Here is a 20,225-nt window from a genome sequence, read left to right on the forward strand (position 1 = left end):
ATGTGAGTACGCTTTTGTCTGATTGGTGCGCGTTTTGTGAAGGGTTTGCCGTGTTCGATAAGTCTCATTTTTTGGGTTTGTTGAAAGAGCATTCGAGCGATTATGAGCTTCGAAAGATATTTGGTTATTTTTCGTCCTCGGCAGACTTGCATGAGCGCGCGGTTAAGGTTATTTCTTCCGGTAGATTGGACGGTTCGTTGTACCTGCTTCCACGTTTCTCCACGACCAAGGAGGAAATTGTTAGGCTTGGGAGTGAGTGGTTAAAAGGTCAGGAGGAAATCTGTAGGAGGATCGGTGAGGTCGAAATTGAAGAAATTTGCAGGCGTGCGGAGGTAGTTTTTGTTGCCGGGGGTCATCTGGATTCCGTGCTTCGCATGGATATTCCTCAATATTGGCTGTTTGACGGAATTGGTGACTCTGTCAGGGGGAGTAGAATATCTGAATCCGACCAGGTGTATGCGCTGCTCGAGGCGCTTTATGGCTTGGCTGCCGATTATTATCTGGCGTGGTACATCGGTAGTTCTCTGTTTGAATTGGATGTGGATTTTGATCCCTATTTTGAGTTCTGGCGCGTGGGGGGGCGGTGCGCACTGACTGAGTCAGAGTTTCTGGTTTCTAATCAGTAAGTGGTGGTGCATGTGTTCATCTTTTGGTGCACGCTCGCAGCCCAAGAGTGTGCTAATGGGCGCCTGCGGCATAACCCAGGCATAAGGTCTGACCAACCGTGCCGAATGGGTCGCTAATAGCGGCTCGATCCTCAGCCAGGGCACGCAGATGTCGGCCGAGGGCAACGCTGTGCTGCTGGCCACCAAGGACATCGTGTTCGACGTGGCCCACAACACCGAGCGCAGCGACAGCAGCAGCCGCGGCAAGGGCTGGGGCTTTGCCAACAACACCAGCGGCCTGCCGTTCGGTACCAACAACTCGCAGAGCCAGGGCAGCGGCAGCAGTGACACCATCACCGGCACGCAGTTGTCGGTCGGCGGCGGCGTGCGCATGGCCACCACCGAGGGCAACATCAGCCTGACCGCAGCCAACATCGCCGCCGAGAAGGACGTCAGCATCCGTGCGGCCGGTGATCTGCTGGTCCGCAGCGGGCAGGATACGGTCAGCAACGCCAATACGTCGGACAGCAAGGCGATCGGCACGGTACAGATATCGGATACAGAGAAGTTCTCCGGCTGGCATCGCGAGCAGCACCAGGACGACAGCGCGCAGGTGTCACAGGTGGCCAGCAGCATCGGCAGTCTGGGTGGCAGCGTGAACCTGACCGCCGGTGGCAAGTACACGCAGACGGCCAGCAACGTGGTGGCCGCCAAGGACGTGAACATCACCGCTGCCGAGATCGAGCTGCTGACCGCCGACGAAAGTGGTCACTACTCGCAGAGCGACAAGGACCTGAAGATCGGCGTGTTCGCGCGGGTGAAGTCGCCGTTGATCGACCTGATCAACAACGTGGACGCGGCCCGTCAGTCCGATGATCGCCTGCAGAAGATGCAGGGCATGGCGGCGGGCGCCAACGCGTACCAGGCAGCCAGTGCGATCTCGGCACTGTCCGGCCGTGGCGGCAGTGGCGAACTGTTCCGAGCTGAAGCAGGCATCGGCTTCAAGACCGCCAACAGCAGTGCCGATGGCAGCAGCATGGTGTCGCGTGGTTCCACCATCCAGGGCGGCGGCAACGTCAACCTCACCAGCACCCAGGGCGACATCCATGTGGTGCAGGGCAACCTCAGCGCGGGCAACACCCTCAGCCTGGATTCGGCCGGAGATATCCTGCTGGAAGCTGGCAAGGCGCATGTGGCCGACCGCAGCAAGAGCAGCAATGCCGGCGCCGAGGTGGGCGTAGGCGTCTCTGTAGGCGCGCAGACCGGCGTGTACGTGTACGCCGAAGCGAGTGTTGGCAGCAGCAAGGCCAATGCCGAGAGCAGCACCTGGCAGAACACCACGCTGACCGGCAAGAACATCTCGATGAAGGCAGAGGGCGATACCACGCTACGTGGCGCCACAGCGACCGCTGATCGCATCGACGTCAAGACCGGCGGCACGCTGACGATCGAGTCGCTGCAGGACATCGCCGAGAGCATGTCGAAGAACAGCCAGGTGGGCGGTCGCGTGCAGGTGTCGTTGGGTACCGCGTGGAATGCTGACGGGTATGCCAGTGCAGGCAAGGCCAGCGGCAGCTATCAGGGTGTTGGCCAGCAGAGCGGCCTGTTTGCCGGCAATGGCGGGTACCACGTCGATGCCGGCCACGTGAACCTGGTGGGTGGTGCGATTGCCAGCACCCATGCGGGCAACAGTGAACTGACTGCGGACTCGCTGACGTTCACCGACCTGCAGAACCACATGGACTACACGGCCAGTTCGGGCAGCATCAGTGGTGGTGCGGGCGGGCAGATGGATGGCTGGACGCCCAAGCCGGGAACGGCCGCGCCCCGAGGTGGTCCAGGCCTGCCGATGATGGAAAAGGGCAGCGACAGCAGCTCCACGTTTGCTACCTTGACCGAGGGCAACATCACCATCGGTGGCAAGCAGACGTCGGCGGCCGAGCTGGGCATCAACACCGATGCCAGTGGAGCGCATCGTGCGCTGGATGCACTGCCGGATGCGAGCAAGCTGCTGGCGGATCAGCAGGCGATGGCGGCTGCGGCGGGGACGGTGATGGCCACCAGCCAGCAGATTGCCTGGGACGTTCAAGCCTATCAGAGCAAGAAGGCAACCCAGGCGTACTACGATGGCCTGTCAACCGATGATAAAAAGGCGTTCAACGCGCTTAGCGCAGCGCAACGCGATAAGGTGCTGACCGCAAACAGCCAGGCCTATAACGATGCGAAGAAGTGGGGTGATGGCGGTGAGTACAGCCGTGCCCTGAGCGCGGTGACGACGGCTGTGGTCGGGGGCGTAGCCGGCCAGGGCGTCGGTCAGGTCGCCTCCAATGCACTGGCGCCCTATGCCGCTTACTTCATCGGCAGCAAGCTGGACCCGAACCATGGCAGCGATCCCAATGCGACTCTGCAATTGCTGTCGCATGCGGTGTTGGGTGCGCTGCTGGCGGAAGCCAATGGTGGCAGCGCGGGAACCGGAGCGGCGTCTGCGGCCGGCGGCGAGCTGGCCGCGAAGGTACTGACCAATACATTGACCGGCGGAGACCCCTCCAAGCTGAGCCAGGAACAGAAGGAGATGGTGCTGGCGTTGTCGCAGGCGGTGGGTGCACTGGCGAGTGGGCTGCCGGGGCAGGAGCTGGCTGGGATCGCGTTGAACGCGGGGATTGCCAAGAACTCGGTTGAGAACAACTTCCTTGCAGAGGACCAGGCTCGTGTAATGAAGCAGCAGCTCGACGAGTGCGGCAGCGACACGTCATGCCAGAAGACGGTGCGCGATGTTGCCAAGCAATTGTCGGAGCGAATGGACTATGAGCTGCTCTCGGTTTGTACAGCAAATTCGGCGAGTCCTGCATGTCAGGCGTTTGTCAATGCGGCCGTCTCCTACAAGTACGGCTCGTGGCCCGGAGAGCTTGGCCTGTTCGATGATCTCGGCCGCAGTAGCGAGGCACTTTCCTCGTTCGCCCACTCCTTGAATGGACGTGCCTATCGTGAGCTGATTTTTGAGAATGGGGGGCTCCAGCCGGTCTACATCCTGCCTCAGGAACACACTGTAGCTGCACTGGCGGAGTGGACCGGGAATCTTGACAGGACGATCGATCAGTACGGCCTCTTCTCGAAGGAATCGTCGGCTGAGCTGGGGCTGGGGCTTGCGAAGGTTCTGTTCCGGAAATATGGCGCTGTCACCATTATCGGAGGGAACGGAGGCTTCGGCGCTGGAAGTTCAGCACCCAGTGGTACCCAGGTTGGCATCGCGCCTACTTCGCCTGAAGCTCCTCGTGGCCACTTGAACGATCTGACATCGATTGAAAATAAGCAGTTGGATAAAAAATTCAAACATGCGGAAGATTTTGGACTGGTGACAAGCAAGAAGAATCCGCAGACAATTGCACAGTATGAATCCGCAATTCGGAACCACATGGCAGCGCCAGAGACAGGGCTCCGTGGCACTTATGGATTTGTTCCGGGTTCGAAAGTTTATTTCAATAGTTCAACAAATAATGCTGTGGTGCTGGATTCTTCAGGTAAATTCGTGACTGGCTTTAAGCTGGATCCAAAAAGTTCGCAGTATGAAAATCTCTTCAAAAATGGTGTCCTTCGATGAGTTTATTATTGTTTAAGTTTTCTGAAAGGTTCGTCGGTGGCTGGATTTCTGCGCAGTCATTTTCGGATGCATATGTTCAATTGTGGAAAATTGAAAGGGACTGTGATCTCCTGCGGAAGGGCTTCCCGGGTTTGGATGAGTGCCTGTCAACAATATTTTGTCTCGCTGATATGTATGAGCCAGATGAGGCGGCACGAGAGAGCTATGAGTTCGGGGACGAGGATCTTTTGCGCGAGGTCTCGAATGTTTTGGCTGCCTTTGATAAATCAGTTTTTGATTAAGATTGGCGTCGCAAACTGCGACTCTTGGTCACGCGCGGCGCCACCATCCAGGGTGGCGGCAACGTCAACCTGACCAGCATCTAGGGCGACATCCACGTGGTGCAGGGCAATCTGAGCGCGGGTAGCACGCTCGGTCTGGCTTGGCTGGCGACATTCTGCTGGAAGCCGGCAAGGCGCACGTGGCCGACCGTAGCAAGAGCAGCAATGCCGGCGCCGAGGTCATCGCCGAGAGCATGTCCAAGAACAGCCAGGTGGGTGGCCGCGTGCAGGTGTCATTCGGTACCGCGTGGAATCCCGACGGTTACGCCAGTGCAGGCAAGTCCAGCGGCAGCTATCAGGGTGTTGGCCAGCAGAGCGGCCTGTTTGCCGGCAATGGCGGGTACCACGTCGATGCCGGCCACGTGAATCTGGTGGGCGGCGCGATTACCAGCACCAATGCGGGCAACAGTGAACTGACTGCGGATTCGCTGACGTTCACCGACCTGCAGAACCACATGGACTACGCAGCCAGCTCCGGCAGCATCAGTGGTGGTGCGGGCGGGGAGATGGATGGCTGGACGCCCAAGCCGGGAACTGCCGCACCCCGAGGTGGTCCGGGCCTGCCGATGATGGAAAAGGGCAGCGACAGCAGCTCCACCCTTGCCACCTTGACCGAGGGCAACATCACAATCGGTGGCAAGCAGACGTCGGCGGCTGAGCTGGGCATCAACACCGATGCCAGTGGAGCGCACCGTGCGCTGGATGCATTGCCGGATGCCAGCAAGCTGCTGGCGGACCAGCAGGCGATGGCGGCCGCGGCGGGGACGGTGATGGCCACCAGCCAGCAGATCGCCTGGGATATTGGCAGTGCAGATGCGAAGAAGATCACGGATAAATATCGGGAGCCGATGAGTCCCGAAGAGAGACGGGCGTTGGATGCGCTTCCTTCGGGCGAGCAGTTCAAGCGCCTCGTGGCGTTCGATGCATCCTACCCGGATGCGCTGGTGACCCAGCAGAAGTGGGCCCCTGATGGCGTCTATGGGCGCGCGCTCGGCGCAGTGACCAGCGCGTTGGTCGGTGGCGTTGAAGGGCAGGGGCTGGGTCAGCTGGGTTCCAACGCGCTGGCGGCGTATGCAGCTGAACTGATCGGCAAGACGTTTGACCCGAACAAGCAGAGTGCTGTGCCTAGCGAGGCCATGCAGATGCTGTCGCACGCGCTGCTGGGCGCGCTGTTGGCAGAGGCCAATGGTGGCAAGGCGGGAAGTGGGGCGTTGGCGGCCGGTGGTGGTGAGTTGGCAGCCAAGGTCCTGACGGACACGTTGTTTGGCGGCAACCCGGCGAATCTCAGCCCGCAGCAAAGGGAGGCGGTTCTGGGGCTTTCACAGGCGGTGGGAGCGCTGGCGGCTGGGCTGTCGGGACAGGATCTGGCTGGGATCGCGTTGAATGCGGGGATTGCCAAGAATTCGGTTGAGAACAACTTCCTTACAGAGGACCAGGCTCGTGTACTGAAGCAGCAGCTCGACGAGTGCGGCGGCGACACGTCATGCCAGAAGACGGTGCGCGACGTTGCCAAGCAATTGTCGGAGAGAATGGATTACGAGCTGCTCTCGGTGTGCACTGCGAACTCAGCGAGCCCGGCGTGTCAGGCGTTTGTCAATGCGGCCGTTTCGTACAAGTTTGGCTTGTGGCCTGGAGAGCTTGGGCTGTTCGATGATCTCGGCCGCAGTAGCGAGGCGCATTCTTCGTTTGCCCACTCCATGAATGGATGTGCCTATCGTGAGCTGATATTTGAGAACGGGGGGATCCAGCCGGTCTATATCCTGCCCCAGGAACACACTGTAGCTGCACTGGCGGAGTGGACCGGGAATCTCGATAGGACGATCGATCAGTACGGCCTCTTCTCGAAGGAATCGTCAGCTGAGCTGGGGCTTGGACTTGCGAAGGTACTGCTTCGAAAATGTGGCGCTGTTACCATAATCGAAGGGAGCGGAGGCTTCGGGAAGGGGGCGAAGGCGGGCAGTTCCGAAGCACTGCCGCGAGCGACGTCTGGGCCAGTCTATGCAACGAATAAGGAGGCGACTGCCGCTGCCACGGCTTTGGGCTTTAGGCGTGTAAAGGAGACTGCTCACGATGGTGAGCTTGTCTTTACTAATGGAAAGATATTTATTTCAAGGGATGTGGGTGGCCATAGTGGTGGTGCTTGGAAGGCAGCGACATCGGTGAAGGCGCTAGGTAGCCGAGATACCCGGCTTGGTACGTTTGATTCCAGTTTGAAAAGGATAGGGGGGGGACTTTGAGTGGGTCTTCTTGGGTAGTTCGTGGTAAGACAATCAAGGATTTAATTGAGGAGCTTATGACTTTTGAGGATCAAGGCATGTATGTAGAGATTTCAGTTGATGGTGGTGATACCGTTCGGCCGATAAGCTTGGTTGGGAAGGATGGAGGGAAGTGCGTGCTGTTCTATTTCGGTGATGACGCTTAGTGCTAGGTATTTCCTCAGTCTGTCTTTCTGGGCTGATTCTTGAGTGTCATTGCCTCTGGCTGGGCTCAGGTGCGATAATGAAGTTTCGCGGGCGGCATCCGGGGGTGCAATTGAATATATTTACCGGGGAATGAGTGTGAGAGGATGGGGTTACCTGGATTATTTGAATTCCATAAGGGTCGATGTTGCTGAGGGCTTGGAGGTGCTTGGGTATGATGTGTTTCAGTCATTGTATTTTGCGTATAGCTCTCTCGAGCTTAAGCTTCAGCATGATCCCGATGAGGTTGTTTTTGCGTTGACTGCCGTTCTTGTGGTCATTATGGAGCGGGGGGTTCTGCCAGAATATAAAGATACGGATGAGTTCGTAGTTGGATTTATGGGTTGCTGTGCGGGGGGGGGGGTTGGGGCTGGCGCTGCGTTGCTGCAGGGTGATGATCGGGATCTCTTTAATGGCGATGTCGAGAGGGTGGTCGCCGCATTTGGGGGTATGGGGATTTGTCGGAAGTGATGAGTGAATTCCTTTCGGTTTTTGATTGGAGGCTATTTGAGATTTGAGGATGCGCACGCGGTGATGTTGGAGTGGATTGGGGGGGGGCTTACCGTCGGTTTCGATGCATTTGATGCTCGATTTATGACCGTCGTCTACATCGCGACTGCTGCATATGCTGGTGGCATTACTGCAGCGCGAGTGGCTGGAAAAATGCGTTTTATATCAATCGTTACGAACCGCAAAACGGTCCGCTGGACCTTCCGGGGCTACAGAGGCAGTTCCTGCCGCTCGAGGATGAGCCGAAGCAGATCGTGACTGCAATCTGCGTTGTGGCTTGAGGGTGTTTCTGGTCGTTGCATTGAGTTCGTGAAGAGCCGCGCTTGAATGCAGGTAGCGGCACCTCAATGGCCGGGATGCTACGCGGGAATCGGTCTTGAGTGATTTCGTGTCGAGTTTGGATAGAAGATAATGAGAGCAAGGATTGAACCCACCTTCGGTGGCGCCGACGGTGAAGCAGTACAGCGCACAGATGCAGCCTCCGATGGGCTGAGCGAAAAGGATGCACTGGCGATCGTGGTAGGAGACAGGTTCTCCGCCTATCTCCACTACTGGAGGCTGTACGAAGCAAGCGGCAGGGCGCCAAGGCGATGGAACTGGCCGGCATTCCTGTTCTCGTCACTCTGGTTCTTCTTCCGGCGCATGCATGCGTGGGGCGCGATCTGGTTCATCCTTTCGCCGTTGATGATGACCACCTTCGCGCTGCTGGGGCTGCCATGGTTGTCCTTGCTCTCTTTCGTGGTGTTTCGCGTACTTGCAGGAATCCTGGCGAATCCGCTGTACCTGGCGCACTGTCGAAGGATTGTCCGCAAGGTTGATGCCGAGCATCGCGGGGCACATCGTCGGCACCTTGAACTGCAGAAGGCTGGCGGCGTCAGCTACACCGCTCTGGTGATCGCCTTGGCGGTAACGGCCTCACAGAACACCCTGATCAATCTGATCGTCCGTTCGCTATCAGAGCCAACGCCCACGCAGTCTGCTGTGTACGTGGCGGCGAACCCGCCGGATCTGCCGGACCCGCAGATAGAGGAAGCAGAGCGGGTGGCGTACCAGGAGCAAATGAGTGCGATCGCAATGACGGCGTGGCCAGCGGGCGTTCCAACGGAGGGCAATGCCTGCATTGTCGAACTGCGTTTGGCGCCCCCGGGGCGCGTTCTGGAGGCCACTGTTCTGGAACCCTGCACGTTGAACGACGCCCAACGCGAGATGATGCTGGGTGAAATCAGGCGCACGGACTTCACGATCGAGGGGAAGATGCGGTTCTTCAACAGGCATACCCTTATCGACTTGCACAAGTAATGAGCATTTCGCTGTTTCTCGAAGTCGAAACCGGTGCCGATCTGGGTGACGTACTGCACGCCCTGGATTCGATCCAGGCCGAGTACTCCGACGGTACTGACGGTCTGCATGGGTATCTTGCAGTGTCCAACACCGGCTTCGGGTTCGGCATCGTCGACCCGCCGGAGGCGCTCGTAGCGGAAGGGATTGAAGCCGAGTGGCAGGTGGGCCTGCTCGGCTCGTTTCATTTCCGCGCGAGCGGGTTTGAAAGCGCCTGGGAGGAAATCTGCCGCTTCACAAAGCGCTACGCCGCGACGTGCGGGTACCGGTTTGTGCTTTCGTTCCAGTTCGAGAGCGTCTATGCGGCAAGACTCGGGAAGGATCTGGTCTTCCCGGGGCCTGCTGCACCGTAATGCCGGATAGCGGGGGGGCAGGCCCCGGCCTGATCCCATTCGCGCTACCCGTGGCGATATACCTTATGGATATAACGCCTTCGTGGGTCGTCTGATTTCACACCTGTCTGCACAGTTCCAGAGTTTTGGATCGATATAATAATATCGGCCCATAAAGTTTCCCCTGCCTGCGCCGCCATCGATCGTACGGCCATGATCAAGGGAATTGAGATGCTCGCCTTACGCAACCTCCGAGTGGGATCCCGGCTGGGTGCCGGGTTTGGACTGCTGCTGCTGTTCATCGTGGCCATCGTCGGCCTGGTGCTGTACGGGAATCACCTGAAGTCCGCCCAGTTCGAGAAAGTGGTGGACGTCAACATGGTGAAGATGCGGCTGTTGAACGACATGCTGGATACCAACAACGCAGTGTTGATGCACCGCCGGCTGATGGTGATCAAGCGTGGCGAGGATTTCGACAAGGATTATCAGAAGGCGCAGGAGCTGTCGCGGACCTACGACGGCATCTGGGCCAAATACATCAAGATTCCACGTGACGCCACCGGCGATACCCTGGTTGCGAAGATCGACGCGGCACGCAAGGCGACCGACGCCTCCACCCAGCATCTGCACGAGCGCATGAAGGCGGGTGATTTCGACGGCGCGGCCAAGGAACTGCTCGCCGAGCATGGGCTGGCAACCGCATGGAACGAGGCGATCTCGACCCTGCTGCGGCACCAGGAAACCCTGACCGAACGCAGCCGTGAGGAATACCGCGCCACGGAAGCGTGGACCGGAACCCTGTCCATGGCCTTCGGTGTGCTCAGCCTGATTCTCGGCGCACTGGCCGCGTGGGCGATCACCCGCAGCCTGACCCGCCCCTTGGCGGGCGCGGTGAAGCTGGCCGATGGCATCGCCAACGGTCGCTTGGACAACAGCATCGACGCCTCCGGCAATGACGAGGTGACCCAGCTGCTCAGGTCGATGCAGCGCATGCAGGCGCAGCTGCAGTCGGTGATGGCGGCGCAGGGTGAGCTGGCGCGCCAGCACGATGCGGGCAGCCTCAGCTACCGCATGGACGAGAGTGCCTTCCCCGGCGACTACGGGCGCATGGTGCACGAGACCAATGCGCTGGTCGGCTCGCACGTGCAGGTGCAGAACCGGTTGATCGAGGTGATGAAGCACTACGCCCGTGGCGACCTGTCGGTGGACATGGATCCGCTGCCAGGCGAGAAGGCGGCGATCACCCAGGCCATGGACGAGACCAAGACCAGCCTGTCGGCGATCAACAGCGAGATCCGCCGGCTGGCGACGGCAGCGGCGGCGGGCGATTTCAGCCTGCGCGGCGATGAAGACCGCTTCGCCTATGATTTCCGCGACATGGTGGCCGGGCTCAATCGCCTGATGCAGACCACCGACGAGAACCTGGTGCAGGTGTCGACTCTGCTGCAGGCGATATCGCGCGGCGACCTCACCGTGCGCATGCAGGGTGACTTCCACGGCGTGTTCGCCCGCATGCGCGATGACTGCAATGCCACCGTCGACCAGCTCAAGCAGATTGTCGGTCGCATCCAGTCCAGCGCGTCCAGCATCAACCTGGCGGCAGGCGAGATCGCCTCGGGCAACACCGATCTGTCGCGGCGTACCGAACAGCAGGCGGCGAACCTGGAAGAAACGGCTGCGTCGATGGAGGAGCTTACCTCTACCGTGAAGCAGAACGCCGAGCATGCCCGCCAGGCCAACCAGCTTGCCATTGGCGCGCATGGTGTCGCCTCGCAGGGCGGCGAGGTGGTCGGACAGGTGGTCACCACGATGTCGGCCATCGAAGCCTCGTCGAAGAAGATCGCCGAGATCATCAGCGTCATCGACGGCATCGCCTTCCAGACCAACATCCTGGCCTTGAACGCGGCGGTGGAAGCCGCGCGTGCCGGCGAACAGGGCAGGGGCTTTGCGGTGGTGGCCAGTGAGGTGCGCACGCTGGCACAGCGCTCGGCCGGTGCGGCCAAGGAGATCAAGGGCCTGATCGAGGATTCGGTCGGCAAGGTCGCCGATGGATCGGCGCTGGTCCGCCAGGCCGGCACCACGATGGGTGAGATCGTGGCCTCGGTGCAGCGCGTTACCGACATCATGGCTGACATCTCCGCCGCTTCGCAGGAGCAGAGCTCGGGCATCGAACAGGTGAACCAGGCGGTGGTACAGATGGACGAGACCACGCAGCAGAATGCGGCGCTGGTGGAAGAGGCCAGTGCGGCGGCACGCTCGATGGAAGAGCAGGCCAACCTGCTGGCCGAGGCGGTTTCGGTGTTCCGCACGGGTGCGGCGACGGCAGCGGCGGTGGTCCGCCCTGCATTGGCAGCGGTGGCTGCGACTGTCACCCCGGTGCGTCGGCCCGCTGCGCTCTCACCCCGCATCGAGCCTACACTGGCGGCCAACGCCGGTGGCTGGGAAGAGTTCTAGCAAGGCAGCACGCCGGTAGGGAGACGGCGCCCATCACGATGGCTGATCGTGATGGGCGCGGATCTTCTTCCTGAACGCGCGATGGCCGATGAGGCGGCGGACACGCGCATTTCACTTCCGGTTGCCAACCGCGGGAGGAGACTTGTGCCATACCGGAACTCAGGAGATGGCCATGAAGACCTCGACCCGATTGCTTGTACTGGGCACCCTGCTGGCGGCTTCGTCGGTGGCCGGCGCGCAGACCTATGGGCCGCGCGATGAGGGACGCAAGTTCAACGATGGCAGCCGCGTGGTCTGCAAGAACGTGGAAGTGCAGCGCAACTCGCGTGATCCGAACCGCATTGCCGGTACTGCGACCGGCGCGGTGATCGGCGGCCTGCTGGGCAACCAGGTGGGCGGCGGCAATGGCAAGAAGCTCGCTACCGTGGCCGGTGCTGTTGCCGGTGGTGCGGCGGGCCGCCAGATCCAGGGCAACAGCCAGCAGAAGAACGGCGACCGCGTGGTCGAGCGCCGCTGCGAACGTGTCTATCGCTGATCGATCGCCGGCAGCCCCGTTTTCCCCTTCCACATCGCAGTACTCGAACGCCGGCCCTGCGCCGGCGTTCGTCGTTGCAGGAAAAGGGGACGGAGGGGATTAAGTCGCAATCCCCCCAACCGGCCGCTTACGACTTAATCCCCTCCGTCCCTTTTTTTGCGAGGAGGCGCCAGGTGGCGAGGCTGCCGTAGAGCAGCAGCAGGGCGGTGAGGGTGATCAGTTCATGGCTGACTTCCGCCAGGCTGGCGTCCATCTGGTTCAGGCGCACCATCAGGTTGATGCCCGAGGTGGTGGGTAGCAGCTGCGCCAGCCAGACCAGCGGTTGTGGCGTCATCACTGCCGGCCACGACAGGTTGGCCAGGAAGAACAGCGGGATCGAGGTGGCGATGATGTACTGGAAGGCGCGTTCGCGGGTGCGGAAAAAGCTGCCGACGAACAGGCCGAAGGCCACGGTGGCGGCGATGAACAAGGTGCCGCCCAGCAGCTGGCCCATCGGATTGCCGCCGCGCGGATAGTCTTGCACCCAGGCGGTGAATCCGGCGTAGTAGAACAGGCCGAACAGGCCGATCAGGCCGAAACCCATCGCCATGCCGGCCAGGGTCGGCAGGTCGAAGCGCAGGCGCCGGCCGAGCGCGAGGCGGCGGCCGCCGAGCAGGACGCCGATGCCCATCAGCAGCGTCTGGTGCACGATCAGCTCGGCCACGCCGGGCACGATGGCGCTGCCATAGCCTTCCTGCGTGTTGTACAGCGGGCGCTGCACCAGGGTGACCGGCGGTGCCTGCGGCGCGCCCATGAAGGCGGCCTGGCCGACCACGGCGTCGCGCCCGAATGCGCCCAGTGCATCGGCCACGCTGCCCAGCACCCAGCTGGCACGGCCCAGGTAGGCGCCGTTGCCGAGCAGCACCAGCTTGGCCGGGTGGCCGCGCAGGATGTCGCGCTCCAGGTTGGCCGGGATCAGCACGATGCCTTCGGCGTGGCCAGCTTCCAGCTGCCGCCGGGCACTGTCGATGTCTGCCGGTTGCCCGACCACGCGCGCAACACGGAGTGCATCGAGCTTGCGCAGCAGCTCGCGGCTGGTCGCGCTGTGGTCTTCATCCACCACCAGCACCGGCAGGTTGCCGGCCACCTGGTGGCGGTACGCGGCCGGGTAGAAGAACGAGTACAGGATCACCGCGCCGACCATCACCACGATCGCATAGCGGTCGCACAGCACCGCCATCAGGGTCTGCCGCAGGCTGCGCCAGAGTGCGCTCATGCGTCGGCCTCTGCGGGATGTGCGGCGGCAGGCGTGCGTGCAAGGGCGATCAGGCGCAGGCCGCCGATGCCACCGGCCACCACCGACATCAACAAGAGGGTGGCCAACGGCCACACTGAAACCTGCAGCGGCGAACCGATGAACTGCTGCTGGGTCTGCAGCTTGATGTAGGCGCTGAGTGGCAGCAGCTGGTGCCAGATGCGGGTGAACAGGGGGCCGTCCAGCACCGGGAAGGTGGCGCTGGAGAACGCCAGTGCGGTGCCGATGCTGAGGCCGACCGCGGACAGCGCGGTGCCCATGTCGCGGGTGACGCCGACGAAGAACAGCGCGTAGGCGGCCGTGGCCAGGTAGAACAGCGGCTGTGCGAGCAGCAGCAGGAGCACGCTGCCGGCCACACCATCGCCGCGCAGCCAGGCCAGGTAACCGATGCCGAGCGCGCCATACAGTGAGAACAGCAGGATGTATGGCGCGACCTTGCCGGCAATGGCCGGCCACGGCGTTCGACCCAGCCAGGCGGGCAGGGTGCCGTCGCGGATCTCGCGGCCGAGGCTGCCAGCCACTGCCAGCGCCAGCACCAGCGACAGCACCGCCGGGAAGATCAGCGGCAGCAGGAACAGCTCGTAGCTGCGCGCCGGGTTGTACAGGATGTCCGACTGCACCGCGATCGGTGCCGCGCGCAGCTTGCCCGGGCCGACCTGCAGGCCGATGCGCTCGCGCAGCAGGCGTGCGTCCCAGGCCGAGACCGCGTCGCCGATATCGCGCGCCGCGGACTGGCCGGTGGTCATGTAGGTGGCGTTGTAATAGGCGAACACCGTGCCCTGGCGTCCACGCAACGCCTGCCGGGTGACATCGCGCGGCACCAGTACGATGGCGAACACGTCCAGGCTGCGCAGCTGCGAGCGTGCGTCTTCCAGGTCCACCGGCTGGCTGGCGATGCGCACGCCGGGGCTGGCATCGAGCATGCGCAGCAGCAGGCGGCTGTCACTGCTGTGGTCGAGGTCGACCACCGCGATCGGGATGTCGCGCATCACCGAGGGCGTGAACATCCACGCCATCACCACCAGCATCAGCAGCGGCAGCAGGGTGACCAGCAGCAGGTCGGCGCGGTTGCCGCGCAGCGACCGCAGCTCGCGCCGCCAGCTGGCGGCGAAGCCGCCGTGGTCGGGGCTCAGTGCTGGGGCCATGCGAACAGCACGCTCATGCCGGGGCGGAAGCCCTCGATGCGGCGTACCGGGCGCACCCGCACCTCGAAGCTGCGGACGTCGTAGCCGGATGACTGGCGGGTGGTACGCCAGGTTGCATAGTCGCCGGCCGGGTTGATGAAGTAGACCTCGAATTCGCCGTCCAGGCCGAGTGCCGGCACGCTGCCCTGCAGCTTGCTGCCGACCTTCAGGCCCTGCATCTGCGATTCGCGCAGGTTCATCGCCACCCACATGCGGTCGATGTCGACCAGGGTGAACACCGGATAGCCTGCAGGCACCAGCTCGCCCGGATCGGCCATGCGCTTGTTGATCTCGCCCGCTACGGGCGCGCGCCCTTCCACTTCGACGCGCGCGGCGTTGACTTCGGCCACTGCGCCCTGTGCCTGCTGTACCTGGCCCTGCGCGGCACGCTTGTCCTGCTCGCGTGCGCCGGCCAACGCCATGTCGTACTGCGCGCGGGCGGCACGGGCCAGTTCACGCGAACTGGTGGCCTGGGCATGCGCTTCATCGCGCTTCTGCCGGGTCATCACCCCTTCGTTGAACAGGTTCTGCACGTGCTGGTAGGTGGCTTCAGCCAGCGTCGCACCGGCTTCGGCCCGCTTCCAGTTCGCTTCGGCGGCGCGGATGTCCTCGCTGCGCGCGCCTTCGTCGGCCTTGTCGGCCACCGCCTGTGCGGCGGCCAATGCGCCGTGCGCCTGCTGTTCCTTGGCGGCCACTTCCGGACTGTCGAGCAGGAACAGCACCTGCCCCGCCTGCACGCGGTCACCCTCGCGCACCTTCAGCTCGGCCACACGCGCGGTGATCTTGGCGGCCACGTTGATGGTGTCCGCATCGGCCATGCCCTGGATCTGGTCGCCCGGGCTGCGCCAGGCCAGCCACAGGCCGAGCACCACCACGACCAGCAGCACCACTATCAGGATCGGGCCCAGCCGGCGCTTGCCCGGGGGCGTCGTCGCATCGTCGTGCAGCACATCACTCATGGTCGATCACCTCGTCCGCACGCCGCCGGAACTCTTCGAAACGGTCCATCTGTCCACTGACCTCCAGCAACTGTGCCAGCGCAATATCGTATTGGTAGGCGGCCTGTGCGCGCTCGACGCGGGCGCCGCCGAGGCCGAGCCGTGCGTCGATCACGTCCAGCGAGGTGGCCTGGCCTTCGCGGAACGCCAGCTCCTGCAGGCGCAGGTTTTCCTGTGCCTGGGCAATGCTGCTGTCGAGCAGCACGTACTGCTGGCGCGCGGTTTCCAGCTCGTTCCAGGCCTTGCGCACGCCCAGTGCGACCTGGTTCTCGGCCTCGCGCAGGCCCGCTTCAGCCTGGTCCTGCTGCGCACGCGCGGCGCTGATCTGCGCCGGCCGCGAGTTCGGCGACAGGAAGGTGTACTTCAGGCCGATGCCGAACGCCCAGTCCGGATCGGTCAGCATCTCATCGCGGCGGCGGAAATCGTACTGGCCGAAGGCGAAGATCTGCGGTTTCAGCTTGGCCTGCTGCACGCGCACGCCCTGTTCGGCCTGCGCCACCATCGCCCGCAGGCGTGCGATCTGCGGCTGGCGTGCCTGTGCAGTGCGCTCGAAGCTGGTCACCGGTTCCAGTGGCGCGCGCTGCACGAACAGCGGTGACACCGGCTGCACCTCGCCGCCACTGCGCAGCAGCGTGGCCAGCGCGGCCTTCAGCGTGGCCAGGTCGTTCACCGTCTTCTGGTATTCGCGCTCGGCCTTGTCGCGGGCCACGGTGGCCTGCAGGCGCTGCGCGCGTGTGGCGAAGCCCTCGCGTTCCAGCTTCTCTGCGTCGGAGAGGTGGCGGTTGAGGCCATCGCGCACGTCGCGGCGCACGTCCACCGCCTGCTCGGCCAGGCGTTGGCCGAAATAGGCCTGGGCCAGCTGCACGGTCAGCGATTGGCGTTGTGCTTCACGCTCGGCACTGGCTTGTTCGTGCGCGGCGCTGGCCGCTCGTTGCGCGGCCGGAATCACACCGCCCGTATACAGCGGCAGCACTGCGGTCACCACCGGGCGGGTACGCCAGTCGCGTTCGGTGAACGACAGCGGCGAGTCGATGCCATAGGCCTCGGCCACCGGTGCCAGCGAACCCAGCGGCAGGGTGAGGGTCTTCTGGAACTGCAGACGGCGCACTTCGCCGGTGATCTCCGGCAGGCGCAGCAGGCGGGTCGCGTCCTGCAGGTCCTGCTTGTTGCGCACGGCGGCGTCGGCGGCGGCCAGCGCATCGGAGACCTGTTCCAGGCGCTGCCGTGCCTGTTCCCAGTCCAAAGCCGGTGCATCGGTGAGGCTCTGCGCCGGCGCAGCCAGTGGCAGGCAGGTTGCCAGCGTCAACGCCAGCGCGGCCTTCGCGCGGTGCATCCTTGTACGTCGGCCGATCACGCCCATGCCGTCCCAGTGGTGAAGAAGTGCGCAAACGGTAGTGCGCGCGGCGTGAAGCCCGGGTCTGCGATCATCGGTTTGTCCTCAACGAAGGGTGCCGCTGGCCGCAGTGCGCAGCGCCTGGGTGATGTGCTGCAGCGTGCTTGAACGCACGGCGGCATGCTGCCAGTACAGCGGCACATCGAGCCAGCGGCGGGGTTCCAGTACCACCACGCGGCCGGCGCGCACGGCGGGCGCGACCAGGGTTTGCGGGGCCATGCCCCAGCCGAGTCCGCACGCGGCGGCTTCGACGAAACCGGTGGAGGAGGGCAGGTAGTGTAGCGGCGGCTGCAGCCGCGCGCGGGTCAGGCGCCGCACGAACCGCCACTGCAGTTCATCCTTGCGGTTGAACACCAGCATCGGCGCGCGCGCCAGGGCTGCGGCCTGCATGCCATCGCTGAAGTACTGGCGGGCGAAGCCGGGCGAGGCGATGGCGTGGTAGCGCATCGCGCCGAGCGGGTGCACATTGCATCCCTTCACCGGTTGGCTTTCGGCAGTGACCGCACCGAGCACGCTGCCATCACGCAGCAGCTGCAGGGTGTGGTCCTGGTCGTCCATGCGCAGGTCGAACAGGTAACCGTGGCGCTGGTGCAGGTCGGCGATGGCCGGCACGAACCAGGTATCAAGCGAGTCGTCGTTGACTGCCAGCGGGATCGGCGTGCGCGCAGCGTCGCTGCCACGCTCGGGTAGCAGCTCGGCCAATGCCTCGGCCTCCAGCGCCTGCATCGGCCGGACCCGGCGCAGCAGCGCTTCGCCTGCGGCGGTGGGCCGGCACGGTGCCTGGCGCACCACCAGGACCTGGCCGAGCCTGTCCTCCAGGGCCTTGATCCGCTGCGACAGGGCCGACGGGCTGATCGACAGGCGGCGTGCAGCGGCCTCGAAGCTGCCTTCCTCCAGCACCGCGGCAAACGCGGCCAGTTGCGGATGTACCAGATCCATGCCGGAGCCTCTTCAGTTTTGCTGCACAGGATAAAGAAAAATCAGATTGTCTAAACAGGGGCGTCGGTCGCACCCTGCGCATCCCCTCGCTGCCTGGCCTGTCCTGATGTGGATCACCGCTACCGCCGCCGGCCTGTTCGCAGGTGCCGGCCTGATCATCGCCATCGGTGCGCAGAACGCCTTCGTGCTGCGCCAGGGCCTGCGGCAGCGCCATGTGGGCAGGGTGGTGCTGGCCTGCGCCGGGGCGGACATCATGCTGATCCTGGCCGGCGTCGGCGGCATGGGCGCGCTGGTGCTGCAGTGGCCGCTGCTGCTGCAGCTGCTGCGCTTCGGTGGCGCGGCCTTCCTGCTCTGGTACGGCCTGCAGGCCGGCCTGCGGGCGTGGCGCGGTGGCAGTGCGCTGGCCGCTGCCGAGGCGCAGGGCGGCAGTGGACGGCAGGTGCTGCTGACCTGCCTGGCCTTCACCCTGCTCAATCCGCACGTCTATCTGGATACCGTGGTGCTGCTGGGCAGCCTGTCCACGCGCTACCCCGGTGACCTGCGCTGGGCGTTCGCCGCCGGTGCCTGCACCGCCAGCGTGGCCTGGTTCTGCACGCTGGGCTATGGCGCGCGCATCCTGCAGCCGGTGTTCCGTAGGCCGGGCGCCTGGCGGATGCTGGACGCCGGCGTGGCGATCTTCATGTTCTGTCTCGCCACGCTGCTGCTGTTGCGCCCGCTCTAGGCCGCGTCCACCGCGCACTGCGGGGTTTCGCCGGGGCGCAGGGTCAGAACGCGCACGCCGCTGTGGGTGACCGCCACGGTGTGCTCGAACTGCGCTGACAGCTTGCCGTCGCGGGTGTAGACCGGCCATTCGTCCGGCTGCTGGCGGATGGCCGGCTTGCCCTGGTTGAGCATCGGTTCGATGGTGAACACCATGCCTTCCTCCAGCACCATGCCGGTGTTGGGATGGCCGTAGTGCAGGATCTGCGGTTCCTCGTGCATCTCCTGGCCGATGCCATGGCCGCAGTATTCCTTCACCACGCTGTAGCCATGGCTGCGCGCGTGGCGGGCAATGGCGTGGCCGATATCGCCCAGGCGCGCGCCGGGGCGCACCGCGGCAATGCCTTTCCACATCGCCTGGTAGGTGGTCTGCACCAGCCTGCGCGCGGCGTAGTCGACCTCGCCCACCAGGTAGGTGGTGCTGGAGTCAGCGATGTAGCCGTTCTTCTCCAGGGTGATGTCGAGGTTGACGATCTGGCCGTTGCGCAACACGTCGGTGGTGCTGGGAACGCCGTGGCAGATCACATTGTCGATCGAGGTGTTGAGCACATACGGGAAGCCGTACTGGCCCTTGCTGGCCGGCCGCGCCTGCAGCTCATCGACGATCATGCGTTCGACGAAATCGTTGATCTCCATCGTGCTGCGACCCTGCAACGGCAGCCGGTCGAGCGCAGCGAACACCTGCGCCAGCAGGCGCCCGGATTCGGCCATCAGCGCGATCTCGTCGGGGCGCTTGATGATGCCCATGGGCTCAGACCTGGCCCGGCGGCAGCAGCGGCGGTTGGACGCCGGCCGCGCGCAGTTCGCTGGCGACGATGTCCTGGAAGCTCAGCGTGGGATTCATTTCGCACAGCATGCCGACCCGGATCCAGAAGTTGGCCTGGGCATTGATCGAGCGGCTGGAGACGGTGCAGGCACGACGCAACTGGTCGTGCAGGGTGTCATCGATGTTGACGATGCCCATGGGCGGTCCTGGCGATGTGGGTATACGAATCGTATATGTTTCGTATATCCGGCTCAAGGCCGCCCGGTTCAGCTGGCGTCGGTGGCGAAGCGCAGGCGGTTGCCGTCGGGGTCACGCAGCAGCATCTCGCGGCTGCCCCATTCGGTGTCATGCGGCGGCTGTTCGATGGGGACGCCCGCAGCGCTGAAGGCGCGGTGCAGGGCGTCTACGTCCTCAACGATGAAGTACACCGCGCCGCCGACCTCACAGTCGCCGCTGTGCTCGGTAAGGAAGATCGTCTGGCCGTCGCGGGTGAGCTGGGCGAACAGCGGGAAACCGGGTTCGAAGCGGTGTTCCCAGTCGACCGCGAAGCCCAGCCCCTGCACGTAGAACGGCAGGGTGGTATCGGCATGGCGCATGCGTAGTTGCGGGATGACGGTCTGGGGCATGGCGAGGGCTCCTGGGGCAGGCGCCCAGTGTAGTGCCGGCCGCTGGCCGCCATCCTCGTGAGCCCGGGAACAATGAGGTTGCCGGCCAACGGCCGGCACAACCGAAGCCACGCTG

18 protein-coding genes are annotated in these 20,225 nt (G+C 63.5%); 9 read left to right on the forward strand and 9 right to left on the reverse strand.

Going from position 1 to position 20,225, the window contains the following annotated elements:
* Positions 1 to 2: 2 nt before the first annotated feature.
* The 4 genes from CCR98_RS06200 (at position 3) to CCR98_RS06215 (ending at position 6,760) form a co-directional block, all read left to right on the forward strand.
* On the forward strand, positions 3 to 626 hold the full coding sequence (locus CCR98_RS06200) for a hypothetical protein (RefSeq protein WP_157721502.1): 624 nt from the start codon (positions 3 to 5) through the stop codon (positions 624 to 626).
* A gap of 148 nt (positions 627 to 774) precedes the next feature.
* Positions 775 to 4,203, forward strand: a complete 3,429-nt coding sequence (locus CCR98_RS06205) for a hemagglutinin repeat-containing protein (RefSeq protein ID WP_232463094.1) — start codon at positions 775 to 777, stop codon at positions 4,201 to 4,203.
* Complete coding sequence (locus tag CCR98_RS06210; RefSeq protein ID WP_087921916.1) at positions 4,200 to 4,484, forward strand: colicin immunity domain-containing protein; 285 nt, start codon at positions 4,200 to 4,202, stop codon at positions 4,482 to 4,484. The genes CCR98_RS06205 and CCR98_RS06210 overlap by 4 nt, the downstream gene beginning before the upstream one ends.
* Positions 4,485 to 4,624: 140 nt before the next feature.
* On the forward strand, positions 4,625 to 6,760 hold the full coding sequence (locus tag CCR98_RS06215) for a toxin C-terminal domain-containing protein (protein ID WP_087921917.1): 2,136 nt from the start codon (positions 4,625 to 4,627) through the stop codon (positions 6,758 to 6,760).
* Between the two features lie 411 nt (positions 6,761 to 7,171).
* Here the strand turns inward: CCR98_RS06215 and CCR98_RS21020 are convergent, their stop codons facing one another.
* Entirely contained in the window at positions 7,172 to 7,510 is a 339-nt protein-coding gene (locus tag CCR98_RS21020) for a hypothetical protein (RefSeq protein ID WP_157721503.1), read from the reverse strand.
* A 393-nt stretch (positions 7,511 to 7,903) separates the two neighbouring features.
* Here CCR98_RS21020 and CCR98_RS06230 point away from each other — a divergent pair, with 393 nt between their 5' ends.
* The 4 genes from CCR98_RS06230 to CCR98_RS06245 all read left to right on the forward strand — a co-directional run bounded on the left by CCR98_RS06230 (position 7,904) and on the right by CCR98_RS06245 (position 12,151).
* A complete protein-coding gene (locus CCR98_RS06230; protein ID WP_087921919.1) occupies positions 7,904 to 8,791 on the forward strand; it encodes a DUF2628 domain-containing protein in 888 nt (295 codons plus the stop codon).
* On the forward strand, positions 8,791 to 9,183 hold the full coding sequence (locus tag CCR98_RS06235; RefSeq protein WP_087921920.1) for a hypothetical protein: 393 nt from the start codon (positions 8,791 to 8,793) through the stop codon (positions 9,181 to 9,183). Before CCR98_RS06230 ends, CCR98_RS06235 begins: the two co-directional genes overlap by 1 nt.
* A 210-nt stretch (positions 9,184 to 9,393) precedes the next feature.
* Positions 9,394 to 11,616: a methyl-accepting chemotaxis protein gene (locus CCR98_RS06240; RefSeq protein ID WP_087921921.1), complete on the forward strand. Its 2,223-nt coding sequence runs from the start codon at positions 9,394 to 9,396 to the stop codon at positions 11,614 to 11,616.
* Positions 11,617 to 11,782: 166 nt separating this feature from the next.
* The gene (locus CCR98_RS06245; protein WP_005415760.1) at positions 11,783 to 12,151 is read left to right on the forward strand and encodes a glycine zipper 2TM domain-containing protein; all 369 of its coding nucleotides are present in this window, start codon (positions 11,783 to 11,785) and stop codon (positions 12,149 to 12,151) included.
* Positions 12,152 to 12,278: 127 nt separating this feature from the next.
* Here CCR98_RS06245 and CCR98_RS06250 read toward each other — a convergent pair whose 3' ends face one another.
* The 5 genes from CCR98_RS06250 to CCR98_RS06270 form a co-directional block, all read right to left on the reverse strand.
* Positions 12,279 to 13,406 carry an ABC transporter permease gene (locus CCR98_RS06250; protein ID WP_087921922.1) on the reverse strand — a complete coding sequence of 376 codons (1,128 nt, stop codon included), beginning with the start codon at positions 13,404 to 13,406 and terminating at the stop codon, positions 12,279 to 12,281.
* The gene (locus tag CCR98_RS06255) at positions 13,403 to 14,590 is read right to left on the reverse strand and encodes an ABC transporter permease (RefSeq protein WP_087921923.1); all 1,188 of its coding nucleotides are present in this window, start codon (positions 14,588 to 14,590) and stop codon (positions 13,403 to 13,405) included. The genes CCR98_RS06250 and CCR98_RS06255 overlap by 4 nt, the downstream gene beginning before the upstream one ends.
* Positions 14,575 to 15,588: an efflux RND transporter periplasmic adaptor subunit gene (locus CCR98_RS06260; protein WP_087921924.1), complete on the reverse strand. Its 1,014-nt coding sequence runs from the start codon at positions 15,586 to 15,588 to the stop codon at positions 14,575 to 14,577. Before CCR98_RS06260 ends, CCR98_RS06255 begins: the two co-directional genes overlap by 16 nt.
* Complete coding sequence (locus CCR98_RS06265; RefSeq protein WP_087921925.1) at positions 15,581 to 16,987, reverse strand: TolC family protein; 1,407 nt, start codon at positions 16,985 to 16,987, stop codon at positions 15,581 to 15,583. Before CCR98_RS06265 ends, CCR98_RS06260 begins: the two co-directional genes overlap by 8 nt.
* Positions 16,988 to 17,065: 78 nt before the next feature.
* Positions 17,066 to 17,959: a LysR family transcriptional regulator ArgP gene (locus tag CCR98_RS06270; protein WP_087921926.1), complete on the reverse strand. Its 894-nt coding sequence runs from the start codon at positions 17,957 to 17,959 to the stop codon at positions 17,066 to 17,068.
* A gap of 106 nt (positions 17,960 to 18,065) precedes the next feature.
* Here CCR98_RS06270 and CCR98_RS06275 point away from each other — a divergent pair, with 106 nt between their 5' ends.
* Positions 18,066 to 18,680, forward strand: coding sequence for a LysE/ArgO family amino acid transporter (locus CCR98_RS06275; RefSeq protein WP_087921927.1), 615 nt, complete (start codon positions 18,066 to 18,068; stop codon positions 18,678 to 18,680).
* On the opposite strand, the gene map is transcribed toward CCR98_RS06275, so the two are convergent.
* From map to CCR98_RS06290, 3 genes are all read right to left on the reverse strand, one after another.
* Positions 18,677 to 19,459 (reverse strand): type I methionyl aminopeptidase, encoded by a 783-nt coding sequence (gene map / locus CCR98_RS06280; protein WP_198361080.1) that lies wholly within the window; start codon positions 19,457 to 19,459, stop codon positions 18,677 to 18,679. The two genes, CCR98_RS06275 and map, sit on opposite strands and share 4 nt — an antisense overlap.
* A gap of 10 nt (positions 19,460 to 19,469) precedes the next feature.
* Positions 19,470 to 19,682, reverse strand: coding sequence for a ParD-like family protein (locus CCR98_RS06285; protein WP_005408659.1), 213 nt, complete (start codon positions 19,680 to 19,682; stop codon positions 19,470 to 19,472).
* Positions 19,683 to 19,750: 68 nt separating this feature from the next.
* Positions 19,751 to 20,110 (reverse strand): VOC family protein, encoded by a 360-nt coding sequence (locus CCR98_RS06290; protein WP_087921929.1) that lies wholly within the window; start codon positions 20,108 to 20,110, stop codon positions 19,751 to 19,753.
* Positions 20,111 to 20,225 lie beyond the last annotated feature (115 nt).

It is taken from the genome of Stenotrophomonas sp. WZN-1 (assembly GCF_002192255.1).
Lineage (GTDB): Bacteria > Pseudomonadota > Gammaproteobacteria > Xanthomonadales > Xanthomonadaceae > Stenotrophomonas.

Bases quoted from the DNA above. Each gene is read 5' to 3' on its own strand.
- CCR98_RS06290 (WP_087921929.1), bottom strand. From the start codon at position 20,110: ATGCCCCAGACCGTCATCCCGCAACTACGCATGCGCCATGCCGATACC.
- CCR98_RS06260 (WP_087921924.1), bottom strand. From the start codon at position 15,588: ATGAGTGATGTGCTGCACGACGATGCGACGACGCCCCCGGGCAAGCGC.
- CCR98_RS06265 (WP_087921925.1), bottom strand. From the start codon at position 16,987: ATGGGCGTGATCGGCCGACGTACAAGGATGCACCGCGCGAAGGCCGCG.
- CCR98_RS06240 (WP_087921921.1), top strand. From the start codon at position 9,394: ATGCTCGCCTTACGCAACCTCCGAGTGGGATCCCGGCTGGGTGCCGGG.
- CCR98_RS06235 (WP_087921920.1), top strand. From the start codon at position 8,791: ATGAGCATTTCGCTGTTTCTCGAAGTCGAAACCGGTGCCGATCTGGGT.
- CCR98_RS06230 (WP_087921919.1), top strand. From the start codon at position 7,904: ATGAGAGCAAGGATTGAACCCACCTTCGGTGGCGCCGACGGTGAAGCA.
- CCR98_RS06255 (WP_087921923.1), bottom strand. From the start codon at position 14,590: ATGGCCCCAGCACTGAGCCCCGACCACGGCGGCTTCGCCGCCAGCTGG.
- CCR98_RS06245 (WP_005415760.1), top strand. From the start codon at position 11,783: ATGGCCATGAAGACCTCGACCCGATTGCTTGTACTGGGCACCCTGCTG.
- CCR98_RS06250 (WP_087921922.1), bottom strand. From the start codon at position 13,406: ATGAGCGCACTCTGGCGCAGCCTGCGGCAGACCCTGATGGCGGTGCTG.
- CCR98_RS06210 (WP_087921916.1), top strand. From the start codon at position 4,200: ATGAGTTTATTATTGTTTAAGTTTTCTGAAAGGTTCGTCGGTGGCTGG.
- CCR98_RS06205 (WP_232463094.1), top strand. From the start codon at position 775: ATGTCGGCCGAGGGCAACGCTGTGCTGCTGGCCACCAAGGACATCGTG.
- CCR98_RS06285 (WP_005408659.1), bottom strand. From the start codon at position 19,682: ATGGGCATCGTCAACATCGATGACACCCTGCACGACCAGTTGCGTCGT.
- CCR98_RS06275 (WP_087921927.1), top strand. From the start codon at position 18,066: ATGTGGATCACCGCTACCGCCGCCGGCCTGTTCGCAGGTGCCGGCCTG.
- CCR98_RS06270 (WP_087921926.1), bottom strand. From the start codon at position 17,959: ATGGATCTGGTACATCCGCAACTGGCCGCGTTTGCCGCGGTGCTGGAG.